The organism is Streptomyces hyaluromycini (assembly GCF_002217755.1).
Taxonomy (GTDB): Bacteria; Actinomycetota; Actinomycetes; order Streptomycetales; family Streptomycetaceae; genus Streptomyces; species Streptomyces hyaluromycini.
In genome coordinates this window covers 433,301-446,579 of the sequence record NZ_BCFL01000023.1, presented here as the reverse complement: position 1 = coordinate 446,579, position 13,279 = coordinate 433,301, and the positions used below count along the sequence as shown (strand labels likewise).

The 13,279-nt window shown below is 69.1% G+C and carries 12 protein-coding genes; 1 reads left to right on the top strand and 11 read right to left on the bottom strand.

All coding sequences use genetic code 11. From position 1 onward, the window contains the following. Positions 1-64 precede the first annotated feature (64 nt). The 10 genes from SSP29_RS60125 to SSP29_RS30820 form a co-directional block, all read right to left on the bottom strand. Positions 65-382 carry an alpha/beta fold hydrolase gene (locus tag SSP29_RS60125; protein ID WP_089104117.1) on the bottom strand — a complete coding sequence of 106 codons (318 nt, stop codon included), beginning with the start codon at positions 380-382 and terminating at the stop codon, positions 65-67. A 231-nt stretch (positions 383-613) separates the two neighbouring features. After that, positions 614-1,438, bottom strand: a complete 825-nt coding sequence (pssA, locus tag SSP29_RS30860; RefSeq protein WP_089104116.1) for a CDP-diacylglycerol--serine O-phosphatidyltransferase — start codon at positions 1,436-1,438, stop codon at positions 614-616. A 22-nt stretch (positions 1,439-1,460) separates the two neighbouring features. Further along, a complete protein-coding gene (locus SSP29_RS30855) occupies positions 1,461-2,117 on the bottom strand; it encodes a phosphatidylserine decarboxylase (RefSeq protein ID WP_089104115.1) in 657 nt (218 codons plus the stop codon). Positions 2,118-2,286: 169 nt separating this feature from the next. After that, positions 2,287-3,492 (bottom strand): acyl-CoA dehydrogenase family protein, encoded by a 1,206-nt coding sequence (locus SSP29_RS30850; RefSeq protein WP_089104114.1) that lies wholly within the window; start codon positions 3,490-3,492, stop codon positions 2,287-2,289. 3 nt (positions 3,493-3,495) lie between these two features. After that, complete coding sequence (locus SSP29_RS30845) at positions 3,496-4,008, bottom strand: MaoC family dehydratase (RefSeq protein ID WP_089104113.1); 513 nt, start codon at positions 4,006-4,008, stop codon at positions 3,496-3,498. 15 nt (positions 4,009-4,023) lie between these two features. Next, entirely contained in the window at positions 4,024-5,037 is a 1,014-nt protein-coding gene (locus SSP29_RS30840) for an HpcH/HpaI aldolase/citrate lyase family protein (RefSeq protein ID WP_150135222.1), read from the bottom strand. Next, complete coding sequence (locus SSP29_RS30835) at positions 5,034-7,082, bottom strand: protein meaA (protein WP_089104112.1); 2,049 nt, start codon at positions 7,080-7,082, stop codon at positions 5,034-5,036. The genes SSP29_RS30840 and SSP29_RS30835 overlap by 4 nt, the downstream gene beginning before the upstream one ends. A gap of 17 nt (positions 7,083-7,099) precedes the next feature. Beyond that, positions 7,100-8,443 (bottom strand): crotonyl-CoA carboxylase/reductase, encoded by a 1,344-nt coding sequence (ccrA, locus tag SSP29_RS30830; protein ID WP_089104111.1) that lies wholly within the window; start codon positions 8,441-8,443, stop codon positions 7,100-7,102. Positions 8,444-8,914: 471 nt separating this feature from the next. Further along, entirely contained in the window at positions 8,915-9,748 is an 834-nt protein-coding gene (locus SSP29_RS30825) for a TetR family transcriptional regulator (protein WP_218036935.1), read from the bottom strand. Positions 9,749-9,866: 118 nt separating this feature from the next. Further along, complete coding sequence (locus SSP29_RS30820) at positions 9,867-11,672, bottom strand: 3-hydroxyacyl-CoA dehydrogenase family protein (RefSeq protein WP_089104109.1); 1,806 nt, start codon at positions 11,670-11,672, stop codon at positions 9,867-9,869. Between the two features lie 381 nt (positions 11,673-12,053). Between SSP29_RS30820 and SSP29_RS30815 the strand changes: the two genes are divergently transcribed. After that, the gene (locus tag SSP29_RS30815) at positions 12,054-12,629 is read left to right on the top strand and encodes an adenylosuccinate lyase (protein WP_089104108.1); all 576 of its coding nucleotides are present in this window, start codon (positions 12,054-12,056) and stop codon (positions 12,627-12,629) included. On the opposite strand, the gene SSP29_RS30810 is transcribed toward SSP29_RS30815, so the two are convergent. Continuing rightward, the gene (locus tag SSP29_RS30810; protein ID WP_150135220.1) at positions 12,616-13,182 is read right to left on the bottom strand and encodes a GNAT family N-acetyltransferase; all 567 of its coding nucleotides are present in this window, start codon (positions 13,180-13,182) and stop codon (positions 12,616-12,618) included. The genes SSP29_RS30815 and SSP29_RS30810 overlap by 14 nt on opposite strands. Positions 13,183-13,279 lie beyond the last annotated feature (97 nt).

The following is a 13,279-nucleotide window of genomic DNA, read 5'->3' as shown; positions in this document are numbered from 1 at the left end:
ACCTAGGGCCTGTCGTTTGGAGCATGCCGGCGTCGCGGGGCGTGGCACGCACTCCCCCACTGCCCTAAAGGCGTGGGGGGACCCCCAGCGGCGTTGGGCGGGGCGACCGTCCGTTGCCCTGCAGGTCCATCATGAAGACGTCGTAGTGGTGCCTGGCCAGGTCCTGTGCCCAGTTGTAGTCGATGGCGGACCCGGGAACCGTGAGGTCGTACCCGGCGAGAACCGGCACGCTCCTGCCGTGGAGCATCAGCACCACCTCGTGCGGCTGGTTGCCCTGGGTGCCGTCGTACTCCCGGACGAAGAGGTTGACGGTGTCGCCCTCGTTGGCGGGAAGCTTCGAGACGTGCGGGACCGAGTAGTCCTTGGCGGTGGGTGCGGGCATGGCTGTCCTCCGATCCGCAGGAGGGGAGTAATCCCCATCCCGGAAAGGGGACAAATCCCCGTAAATTTCAGCCCAATTCCACCGCCCTCCCCTGTCTCGCCCTGTGCAACTCGGCTCTGGCCAGGGGTGGTTGACCGGTCAAAGGCCAACGCCGTATGCCCTTGAACGCGAAACGGGTGTGGCCCGAGCCTCGAAGGCTCGGGCCACACCCGTTTCGCGTCGTGACGAGGGTCAGGGCAGCTGCGCCGCCCGCGCCTCGCGCCTGTTGTCGCGGAAGTTGTTCACCCGGCGGGCCGTGGCGAACAGCGGGATCACCGCGCCCATCACCAGCTGCAGGGCGCAGCCGGTCTGGAGGAGCAGCTGGCCGCCGGGGGCGTCGAAGGCCCAGGCCGCCAGGAGGCCCATCGACAGCACGATCCAGGCCAGCATCGCCCCGGCGAGGCGGCCGCGCGGCTTCGGGTACTCGACCCGGCTCACCATCAGCCAGGCGGTGCCGAGGATCGCGAGGAGCGTGGCGAAGAACGGCAGCTCCAGGAGGACGATCGAGACGACGGTCAGCGCCCCGAAGGGGCTCGGCATGCCCTGGAACATGCCGTTCGTCGGCGTCACGCACGAGAAGCGCGCGAGTCTCAGCACCACCGCGAGCAGCACGACGACCGCTCCGACCGCGGCCACCTTCTGGTACGCGTCGTCGGCGACCATGCCGTAGACGAGCACGAAGTACGCCGGCGCGAGGCCGAAGCTGATCAGGTCGGAGAGGTTGTCCAGCTCGGCGCCCATGGGGGAGGAGCGCAGCTTCCGCGCGACCAGGCCGTCGAACAGGTCGAAGACGGCCGCGCAGAGCATGAGGATGACCGCCGTGGCGGCGCTGTGGCGCGCCATGCCGGCCGACTGGTCGTCCCCGGTGAGGTGCGGGATCAGGATGCCGGTGGTGGTGAAGTACACCGCCATGAAGCCGCACGTGGCGTTGCCGAGGGTCAGGGTGTCCGCTATCGAGAGGCGCAGAGAGAGGGGCATCTCCTCCTCGTCCTCGCCGATCTCGTCGGCCTCGGGCACCCAGCCCGCCTGGGTCTCAGGATCAATCACGGTCAATGCGAGTCACCCCAGCCACGGTCTTCTGGCCGACCTCGACCGCGACGTCCACGCCCTCCGGCAGGTAGATGTCGACACGCGAGCCGAAGCGGATCAGCCCGATGCGGTCGCCCTGCTCGACCTTCGTGCCCTGCGGGATGTAGGGGACGATACGGCGGGCCACCGCGCCGGCGATCTGGATCATCTCGATGTCGCCGAGTTCGGTGTCGAAATGCCAGACTACGCGCTCGTTGTTCTCGCTCTCCTTGTTGAAGGCGGGAACGAAGCCACCGGGGATGTGCTCCACCGACGTCACCTCGCCCGCGAGGGGCGCGCGGTTGACGTGGACGTTGAGCGGGCTCATGAAGATGGCGACGCGGGTGCGTCCGTCCTTCCACGGCATGATGCTCTGCACCACACCGTCGGCAGGCGAGATGACACGGCCCTGGGCGATCTCACGCTCGGGGTCGCGGAAGAACCACAGCATGCCCGCCGCGAGCGCGGTGGCGGGTACGGCGACGGCCTTCGCGGCGCCGGAGCGACGGGCGCGGAGGAGGCTGACGGCTGCGGTGGCGACGGTCGGGAGAAGCCACGGCGATGCTCCGCGCGCGAGGCGTACGCCGGCCAGGCTGTCTCGATGTGCAGAGGTTTGGCTGTGGGGCATGGATGACCTTCGTAGCGGATGATGCCGCGCAGGAAATGGGGACGGCGGCTTTCCGGGATCGTACCGGGCGGGGGCCGCAACTGGGCAAGCCAGGAAGCCGAGTCGGCGGCCGAAGACCGTTGACGGGGTGTGATCTTCTTCTCGAAGAAAACACCCCGTACCCGGACAATCAGCCCTGGAATCGATACTCTTCGAGCAACCTTCGCCCGATGATCATTTTCTGGATCTCGGCGGTACCTTCGCCGATCAGCAACATGGGCGCCTCACGGTAGAGGCGTTCGATCTCGTACTCCTTCGAGAAGCCGTAGCCGCCGTGGATGCGGAAGGCGTCTTCCACGACCTCCTTGCAGTACTCGGAGGCGAGGTACTTCGCCATCCCTGCCTCCAGGTCGTTTCGCTCCCCGGAGTCCTTTTTGCGCGCGGCGTTGACCATCATGGCATGCGCGGCCTCGACCTTGGTGGCCATCTCCGCGAGCTTGAACTGGATGGCCTGGTGCTGGGCGATCGCCTTGCCGAAAGTGTGACGCTGCTGGGCGTACCGGACACCCAGTTCGAACGCACGCTGGGCGACACCACAGCCGCGCGCCGCCACGTTGACGCGGCCGACCTCGACCCCGTCCATCATTTGGTAAAAACCTCGGCCGGTGACCCCGCCGAGCACCCGATCGGCCGGAAGCCGCAGCCCGTCCATGATCATCTCGGTGGTGTCGACGCCCTTGTAGCCCATCTTCTCGATCTTGCCCGGGATGGTGAGACCGGGGCGGACCTCGCCGAAGCCGGGCTCCTTCTCGATCAGGAAGGTCGTCATCGACTTGTGCGGCGCGGTACCCTCGGGGTGGCCTTCGTCACTCCGGACGAGGACGGCCACCAGGGACGACGTGCCGCCGTTCGTCAGCCACATCTTCTGGCCGTTCAGGACGTACTCGTCGCCGTCCTTGACCGCCTTCGAGGTGATCGCCGACACGTCCGAGCCGAGCCCCGGCTCCGACATCGAGAACGCGCCCCGGATGTCGCCGGCCGCCATCCGCGGCAGGAAGTGCTCCTTCTGCTCCTGCGTGCCGTGCTGCTTGAGCATGTACGCCACGATGAAGTGCGTGTTGATGATCCCGGAGACGGACATCCACCCGCGGGCGATCTCCTCGACGCACAGCGCGTACGTCAGGAGGGACTCGCCCAGGCCGCCGTACTCCTCGGGGATCATCAGGCCGAACAGGCCGAGCTCCTTGAGGCCGTCGACGATCGCTTGCGGGTACTCGTCGCGGTGCTCCAGCTCGGTGGCGACCGGGATGATCTCCTTGTCCACGAAGTCGCGGACGGTGGAGAGGATCTCCTGCTGGACGTCGGTCAGACCGGCGGTCTGGGCGAGACGGGCCATCGCTTACTTCCCCTGTTCCTTGAGCTCGGGGCGGCCCGGCTGCTCGCCGCCGCGCTCCTTGATGTACGTCTCGGTCGGCACCATCACCTTGCGGCGGAAGGTGCACACCAGCGTGCCGTCCTGCTTGTAGCCCTTGGTCTCGACGTAGACGATCCCGCGGTCGTTCTTCGACTTCGAGGGCCACTTGTCGAGCACGGTGGTCTCGCCGTAGATCGTGTCGCCGTGGAAGGTCGGCGCCACGTGCTTGAGCGACTCGATCTCCAGGTTGGCGATCGCCTTGCCCGAGATGTCCGGCACGGACATGCCGAGCAGCAACGAGTAGATGTAGTTCCCGACCACCACGTTCTTGCCGAAGTCCGTCGTGTTCTCGGCGTAGTTGACGTCCATGTGGAGCGGGTGGTGGTTCATGGTGAGGAGACAGAAGAGATGGTCGTCGTACTCCGTGACCGTCTTGCCCGGCCAGTGCTTGTACGTCGCCCCGACCTCGAACTCCTCGTACGTGCGTCCGAACTGCATCGCGCTCTGGGCTCCTTAGCTGGCGGGGATCTCGAACTTCGACGTGCGCTGCATGCCGGCGGCCCGGCCCTTGCCGGAGATGACCAGGGCCATCTTGCGGCTGGCCTCGTCGATCATCTCGTCGCCGAGCATCGCGGAGCCCTTCTTGCCGCCCGCCTCGGACGTGTAGTAGTCGTACGCGTCCAGGATCAGCTCGGCGTGGTCGTAGTCCTCCTGCGACGGCGAGAAGATCTCGTTGGACGCCTCGACCTGGCCCGGGTGCAGCACCCACTTGCCGTCGAAGCCGAGGGCCGCGGCGCGCTGGGCGACCGCGCGGTAGCCCTCCACGTTGCGGATCTGGAGGTAGGGGCCGTCGATCGCCTGGAGGTTGTTGGCGCGGGCGGCCATCAGGATCTTCATCAGGATGTAGTGGTAGGCGTCCGCCGGGTAGCCGGGCGGCTGCTCGCCCACGACCAGCGACTTCATGTTGATGGACGCCATGAAGTCGGCCGGGCCGAAGATGATCGTCTCGACGCGCGGGGAGGCCTGCGCGATCTCGTTGACGTTGTTGAGGCCCTGCGCGTTCTCGATCTGCGCCTCGATGCCGATCTTGCCGACCTCGAAGCCCATGGTCTTCTCGATCTGGGTGAGCAGCAGGTCCAGGGCGACGACCTGCTGGGCCGTCTGGACCTTCGGCAGCATGATGCAGTCGAGGTTCTGGCCGGCGCCCTCCACGACGGTCACGACGTCACGGTACGTCCACTCGGTCGTCCAGTCGTTGACCCTGACCACGCGCGTCTTGCCGGTCCAGTCGCCCTCGTTGAGGAACTTGACGATGGTGTGGCGCGCCTCGGGCTTGGCGAGCGGCGCGCACGCGTCCTCCAGGTCCAGGAAGACCTGGTCCGCCGGGAGACCCTGTGCCTTCTCCAGGAAGCGCGGGTTCGAACCGGGTACGGCCAGGCACGAGCGCCGCGGGCGGAGACGATTAAATGGGTGTGCGGCGGAGCCGCCCGTTGCAAGGGTGGTGGCGGGCGACGGGTGGGCGGTCATGCGGGGACCTCCAGGGGGTCGAGCTTGTTCGCTTTCCGGATCTCGTCGACGATCCGGCCGATGATTCCGGTGATGTCGAAGTCCTTCGGGGTGAAGACCGCGGCCACTCCGGCTTCCCTGAGTTGCTGGGCGTCACCATTCGGGATGATGCCACCGGCGATCACCGGTATATCTGTGGCACCGGCCACACGGAGTCGTTCCAGGACATCGGGAACCAGCTGGGCGTGCGAGCCGGAGAGGATCGACAGGCCGACCGCGTGCACGTCCTCGGCGAGGGCGGCGTCCACGATCTGCTCGGGGGTGAGCCGGATGCCCTGGTACACCACCTCGAAGCCGGCGTCCCGCGCGCGCACCGCGATCTGCTCGGCACCGTTGGAGTGCCCGTCGAGACCGGGCTTGCCGACGAGGAACCTCAGCTTGCCGCTGCCCAGTTCGCGGGCGGTCGCGTCCACCTTGGCCCGCACCCCGGCGAGCGCCGAGCCGGCCTCCACCGGGACGGCGACGGGCGCGGAGGAGACTCCGGTGGGTGCCCGGAACTCGCCGAACACCTCCCGCAGGGCCCCGGCCCACTCACCGGTCGTCACGCCCGCGCGGGCGCACTCCAGGGTGGCCTCCATGAGGTTGTCGGTGCCCTTGGCGGCCTCCTTCAGCCGCTCCAGGGCCTTGCAGGGCCGCGGGTGGTTGAACGGCGGCTGGTAGCGCGTGTCGCGCCAGTGCCCGATCGCCGCCACGACCCGGGCCTCGACCGCCGGGTCGACCGTCTGGATGGCCGTGTCCAGGTCGGCGGTGAGCGGGTTCGGTTCGGTCGTCTGGAAGATGTTGACGCCGACGATCTTCTCCTGGCCGGATTCGATCCGGGCCCGCCGCTCGGCGTGCGAGGAGACCAGCTGCGACTTCAGGTAGCCGGACTCGACGGCGGCCATCGCGCCGCCCATCTCCTGGATCCGGTCGATCTCGGCGAGGGAGTCCTCGACCAGCTGGGCGACCTTCTTCTCGATGACGTGCGAGCCCTCGAAGATGTCCTCGTACTCCAGCAGGTCGCTCTCATGGGCGAGCACCTGCTGGATGCGCAGCGACCACTGCTGGTCCCAGGGCGTCGGCAGGCCGAGGGCCTCGTTCCACGCGGGCAACTGCACGGCACGCGCGCGTGCGTCCTTCGACAGCGTCACCGCGAGCATCTCAAGGACGATCCGCTGGACGTTGTTCTCCGGCTGCGCCTCGGTCAGGCCGAGGGAGTTGACCTGGACGCCGTACCGGAACCGCCGCTGCTTGGGGTTCTCGATGCCGTACCGCTCACGCGTGACCTTGTCCCAGATGCGGCCGAAGGCGCGCATCTTGCACATCTCCTCGACGAACCGGACGCCGGCGTTCACGAAGAAGGAGATACGGGCGACGACGTCACCCATGCGCTCCTGCGGCACCTGGCCGCTGTCGCGGACCGCGTCCAGCACGGCGATGGCGGTGGACATCGCGTACGCGATCTCCTGGACCGGCGTGGCGCCCGCCTCCTGCAGGTGGTAGCTGCAGATGTTGATCGGGTTCCACTTCGGGATGTGGGAGACCGTGTACGCGATCATGTCCGTCGTCAGCCGGAGGCTCGGCCCCGGCGGGAAGACGTGCGTCCCCCGGGACAGGTACTCCTTGACGATGTCGTTCTGGGTCGTGCCCTGGAGCTTGGTGATGTCCGCACCCTGCTCCTCGGCGACCACCTGGTAGAGCGCCAGCAGCCACATCGCCGTGGCGTTGATCGTCATCGAGGTGTTCATCTGCTCCAGGGGGATGTCCTGGAAAAGCCGGCGCATGTCACCGAGGTGCGAGACGGGCACGCCCACCCGGCCGACCTCGCCGCGGGCGAGGATGTGGTCGGGGTCGTAGCCGGTCTGCGTCGGCAGGTCGAACGCCACCGACAGACCCGTCTGGCCCTTGGCGAGGTTGCGCCGGTACAGCTCGTTGGACGCCTCGGCCGTGGAGTGCCCGGCGTACGTGCGCATGAGCCACGGCCGGTCCTTCACACGTTCCCCGTCGGCGATCTGACGCTCAGTCATCTATGACCTCGGGTGTCTCAGATGTTGCGGAAGCGGTTGATGGCGTCGAGGTGCTTGGCACGCATCTCCTCGTCGCGCACGCCGAGGCCCTCCTCGGGAGCGAGGCAGAGCACGCCGACCTTGCCCTGGTGGAGGTTGCGGTGCACGTCGTAGGCGGCCTGGCCGGTCTCCTCCAGGGAGTAGACCTTCGACAGGGTGGGGTGGATCTTGCCCTTCGCGATCAGCCGGTTGGCCTCCCAGGCCTCGCGGTAGTTGGCGAAGTGCGAGCCGATGATCCGCTTCAGGGACATCCACAGGTAGCGGTTGTCGTACTCGTGGTTGTAGCCGGAGGTGGAGGCGCAGGTGACGATCGTGCCGCCCTTGCGGGTCACGTAGACCGAGGCGCCGAAGGTCTCGCGGCCGGGGTGCTCGAAGACGATGTCGACGTCCTCGCCGCCGGTGAGCTCACGGATGCGCTTGCCGAAGCGCTTCCACTCCCTCGGGTCCTGCTCGTGCTCGTCCTTCCAGAACCTGTAGCCCTCGGCGTTGCGGTCGATGATCGCCTCGGCGCCCATGGCCCGGCAGATCTCCGCCTTCTGCGGCGAGGACACGACACAGATCGGGTTGGCGCCGCCGGCCAGCGCGAACTGGGTGGCGTACGAGCCGAGCCCGCCGCTCGCGCCCCAGATCAGCACGTTGTCGCCCTGCTTCATGCCGGCGCCGTTGCGGGAGACCAGCTGCCGGTAGGCGGTGGAGTTGACCAGGCCCGGAGCGGCGGCCTCCTCCCAGCTGAGGTGGTTCGGCTTCGGCATCAGCTGGTTGGACTTGACCAGCGCGATCTCGGCGAGCCCGCCGAAGTTCGTCTCGAAGCCCCAGATCCGCTGCTCGGGGTCGAGCATGGTGTCGTTGTGCCCGTCGGACGACTCCAGCTCCACGCTCAGGCAGTGCGCGACGACCTCGTCACCGGGCTTCCAGGCGTTGACGCCCGGGCCGGTGCGCAGGACGACGCCCGCGAGGTCGGAGCCGATGATGTGGTACGGCAGGTCGTGCCGCTTGGTCAGCTCGCTGAGGCGGCCGTAGCGCTCCAGGAAGCCGAAGGTCGACAGCGGCTCGAAGATCGAGGTCCACACCGAGTTGTAGTTGACACTCGATGCCATGACGGCGACCAGGGCCTCGCCCGGGCCCAGCTCGGGCAGGGGGACCTCGTCGAGGTGGATCGACTTGCGCGGGTCCTTGTCGCGGGTCTCCAGACCCGCGAACATGTCCGTCTCGTCCTTGTGCACGGTGATCGCGCGGTACGACTCGGGAAGCGGCAGAGCGGCGAAGTCGGCCGGCGTCGATTCCGGCGACTGGATCGCGTCCAGAATGGCCTGAGTGGTCACGGTGTTGCCTCCGGCGATGCGCGCCCCTGAGGGAAGGGGCGTTGAGGGTTACGTCGGTGCTGCTGAGGGTTTTGGGAAAGGTGCCGTCGGTTCGGCGGGGGTGGTGCTTCGGCAGCGCTTTGTGGCGCGGGAGGTTGCCTGTGACGCAGGCGTCCGGCGGGCGAACTGGTGGGTTCGCCGGGACAGGCCGGACACCATCAACGTATGACACCGCGTGTCAGGTGGCAAGGCACTGAGTGCCAGGAATCGCTCTCAGATGAAATCTTTACGTAACAAATGAGCGATGATCGATCAGACCTACCGGCGGGTAGGGGAAAATGGCCCGTCTTGCGGGAGACGTCCGGATGCCGGTGACGGGGCGCGAGGCGTGGATCACACAGGGCGCGGGCGTAGAAGATCCAGCCCGTCCGGCGTTTGAGGACGAGCGGCGGAGCCGCGGTTCTGTGACCGCAGCCCGCCACTACCGTCGCTTTACGACCGCTCCTTCAGCGCCTGCTCAATCGTGCGCATCACCTCGTCCAGCGGCGCGTCCGTGCGCGCCACCGTCACCAGCACCTCACCCTGCGACGCGACCGAGGCCGACGCGGCCGGGCGGGGCGCGGCCTCCCGGCCCGCCCCGATCCCGTTCCCGAACGTCTTGCGGACGATCGCGAAGGCGTGGTCCAGCTGGGTCTCCACGTCCCCCTGCCCGCCGGCCCGCAGCCAGCGCCGCAGTACGTGGTTGTGGGCGGTGACCACCGCCGACGCCGCGACCTCGGCCAGCAACGGGTCGTCGTTCGCGTCGTCCGCGTGGGCGTGCTCGTCGAAGTGGCCGAGCAGGTAGCGGGTGAAGAGCCGCTCGTAACGGGCCACCGACGCGATCTCGGCCTCGCGGAGGGTGGGCACCTCGCGGGTGAGCTTGTAGCGGGCGACCGAGATCTCCGGCCGGGCCGCGTACATCTTCATGACTTCCTTGATGCCGCGGCACACCGTGTCGAGCGGATGCTCATGGGCCGGGGCCGCGTTCAGCACGGCCTCGGCGCGGATCAGGGTGTCGTCGTGGTCGGGGAAGATCGCCTCTTCCTTGGAGCGGAAGTGACGGAAGAAGGTGCGGCGGGCGACCCCGGCCGCGGCCGCGATCTCGTCGACGGTGGTCGCCTCGTACCCCTTCGTCGCGAAGAGCTCCATCGCGGCGGCCGCCAGTTCTCGGCGCATCTTGAGCCGCTGGGCCGCCGCGCGGCTGCCCGCGGCACTCTCCGGCGCGTCGGACGTGGCGGGGGTACGTGAGGACTTGGCGGGCTGGGGCATGACCCGAACGTACTGCATGTGCGCAGCTTGATGCGCAGGTCCGGGGTTTCCCCCGCCCGCGAAGGGCGGGGGACCGTCGGCGGGGTCGAGCAGTCCGCCCCAGTCCTTCTCGTCCCGGAACCAGTCGCCGACGCCGTCAGCGGCGGGCATATTCGCGGAAGCCACGGCCGGTCTTGCGGCCGAGGCAGCCCGCGGCCACCAGGTGCTCCAGGAGCGGCGCGGGCGCGAGGCCCGGGTCGCGGAACTCCCGGTGCAGCACCTTCTCGATGGCGAGCGAGACATCCAGGCCGACCACGTCGAGGAGCTCGAACGGACCCATCGGGTAGCCGCCGCCGAGCTTCATCGCGGCGTCGATGTCGTCGAGGGACGCGTAGTGCTCCTCGACCATCTTGATCGCGTTGTTGAGATACGGGAACAGCAGCGCGTTGACGATGAATCCGGCCCGGTCGCCGCAGTCGACCGCGTGCTTGCGGATCTTCGCGCAGACCTCGCGGACGGTGGCGTGGACGTCCTCCGCCGTCAGCACGGTACGGACGACCTCGACCAGCTTCATCGCCGGCGCCGGGTTGAAGAAGTGCATGCCGATCACGTCCTGCGGACGCGAGGTGGCACGGGCGCAGGCGACGACCGGCAGCGAGGAGGTGGTGGTGGCGAGGACCGCGCCCGGCTTGCACACCTTGTCCAGGGTCGCGAACAGCTGCCGCTTGACCTCCAGGTCCTCGGCGACCGCCTCGACGGCCAGGTCGACGTCCGCGAAGGCGTCGTACGAGCCGGCCGGGGTGATCAGGTCCAGGGTCTGGGCGGCCGCCTCGGCGGTCATCCGGCCCTTGCCGACGGAGCGGTCCAGGGACTTGCCGATACGGGCCTTCGCCGCCTGTGCCTTCTCCTCGCTGCGGGCGGCGAGGACGACCTCGTACCCGGCCTTGGCGAAGACCTCGGCGATGCCGGAGGCCATGGTGCCGGAGCCGGCGACGCCGACCGAGCGGACCGTACGGCCCGGGGTGACCGCGGCGCCGTCCAGCGGCGTGAGGGCGTCCCCGACGACGACGGCGCTGCCCGGGGCCTCGTAGGTGTAGAAGCCGCGGCCCGACTTGCGGCCGGTCAGGCCCGCCTCGCTGAGCTGCTTGAGGATGGGGGCCGGGGCGTGCAGGCGGTCGCGGGACTCGGCGTACATGGCCTCCAGGACCGTACGCGCCGTGTCGATGCCGATCAGGTCGAGCAGCGCCAGCGGGCCCATCGGCAGGCCGCAGCCGAGCCGCATGGCCGCGTCGATGTCCTCGCGGGAGGCGTACTTCGCCTCGTACATCGCGGCGGCCTGGTTGAGGTAGCCGAACAGCAGGCCGTCCGCGACGAACCCGGGGCGGTCGCCGACCGCGACCGGCTCCTTGCCCAGCTCGATCGCCAGGTCGGTGACGGCGGCGACGGCGCCCGGCGCGGTGAGGACCGAGGAGACGACCTCGACCAGCTTCATCGCCGGGGCCGGGTTGAAGAAGTGCAGGCCGAGGACGCGCTCGGGGCGGGCCGAGTCGGCGGCCAGCCGGGTCACGGAGAGCGCGTTGGTGCCGGTCGCCAGGATGGTCTCGGGGCGGACGATGCCGTCCAGCTCCCGGAGCACCTGGTGCTTGATGCCGTACGACTCCGGGACCACCTCGATGACGAGGTCGGCGTCGGCCGCCGCCGTCAGGTCGGTACCGGTACGGACCCGGCCGAGGACGTCGGCGCGCTCCTGCTCGGTCAGCCTGCCGCGTGCCACGGCACGGGCGGTGGAGGTCTCCAGCGCGGCGGCGGACCTGGCGGCCTGGGCCTCGCTGACGTCGATGCCGATCACCTCGCGGCCGGCCTTCGCCAGGACCTCGGTGATACCGGTGCCCATGGTGCCGAGGCCGACGACGGCGATCGTCTTGAGCGGGGACAGAGAAGAGTCGGACTGGGGAGTGGCCATCGCGGGACTCCAGGAATGAGGGTGACGACTGGAAACGCGCCCGGGTGCGCCGAGGGGGCGCACCGGGTGCGGAGAGAGAACTGCGTGAATGCGGGTGTCGCCGGGCTGCGAGCGCACACGCCCGGTGCTGCTGCCGCGGGCGTGCACACGCCCGGGAGCGGCGGATTCCGACCGACCCTGTCCCGGAGCCGGGTCGTACTGCGGTACCGAGGTACCGAACCGACCTGATACTCACGCGGCTGCGTCACCAAGCCGGCGTGAGCACTACTGCGAGTGGGTGACTCGCTCGATTGAGCTTAACCGGCGGGTAACGAGCGCGCCAGCCCCCCGACTTTGTGATGTACGTCCCCCTCCTCCCGCAACCCCTCTACGCTGGGCTTCGTGGACGAAGAGTTGCGATCACTCACGGAGCGTTTGCGGCAGGAGTCGCAGGGAACGGCCGCCTACGACCGGCTCCTGGCCACCGAGGACCACGACGAACTGGCGGAGGTGCTCACCGCCGCCGGACAGCCCCTGTGGGCCAGGGAGCTGGCAGCGTTCCGCCTGGGGACGGCCGGCGACCGGCGGGCCTTCGAGACCCTGGTCCTCCTCCTCAACCACCGTGACCCACCCCGCTGCGCCTCCGCCGCCTACGCCCTCTCCCGGCTCCAGGACCCGCGGACCGCCCGCGCTGCCGCCGCCCTCGCCACCAACGAACTCCGCGTCGCCTACGCCCTGCACCCCGTCCGTCTCCTGGTCGAACTCCGGGCCCCGGAGTCCGTCCCCGCCCTGATCACCACCCTGGAACGCCGGCTGCGCCCGCACGATCCCTACCGCAAGGTCGCCCTCGCCTGCGTGGACGGCCTCGGCTCCCTCGGCGACACCCGCGCCCGCCGCGTCCTGAACGAGGCTCTGGCCCACCCCACCCTCGCCGAGGCGGCGGTCCAGGCCCTGGCCCGCATCCCTAGGCCGAGGTGACGCCCGGCTCGATGACGTACCGCACCTCGGGCACCGCCACCCCGTCGACCTCGTACGGCTCCTCGACACCGTCGGCCGCGAAGCCCGCGATCTCGTAGAACCGCCGGGCGCGCGCATTGCCCTTCAGCACCCACAGATACACGCGCGCGTGCCCGGCGCACTGCTTGAGGACCGTCGCGAGCAGCGCCCGCCCGGCACCCGTGCCCAGGTGTGCCGCATCCACGTAGACGGCGTACAACTCGGCGTCGCCGGTGCGCACTTCACCGTCCCGGTACGGCCCGTGCGCCGCCCACCCCACGATCACGCCGTCCCGCTCGGCGACCAGCTCCGTCACCCCGTCCCCGCCGTCCAGGAACCGGGTCCGGCGCCGCTCGGCGTCCTGTTCGACGCTCAGCCCGTCCAGGAACGGCTGTGGCATGAGGCCCCGGTACGCGTACTGCCAGCCCCGGACGCGTATCTCCGAGACCCGGTCGCAGTCGTCGAGCGTCATCGGGCGGACATGCAGGGAGGGGCCGTCGGGGGAGGGGCCGTGGAGCGGGTTTTCGGCGTTCATGACGGCACCCTAGGGAGCGGACGGCTGCGCCCGCCCGGATTTCGGGTCAGCTGGTCGCCGCCACCACGTGCGTGTACTGGGCGGCGGGGATGCGGGT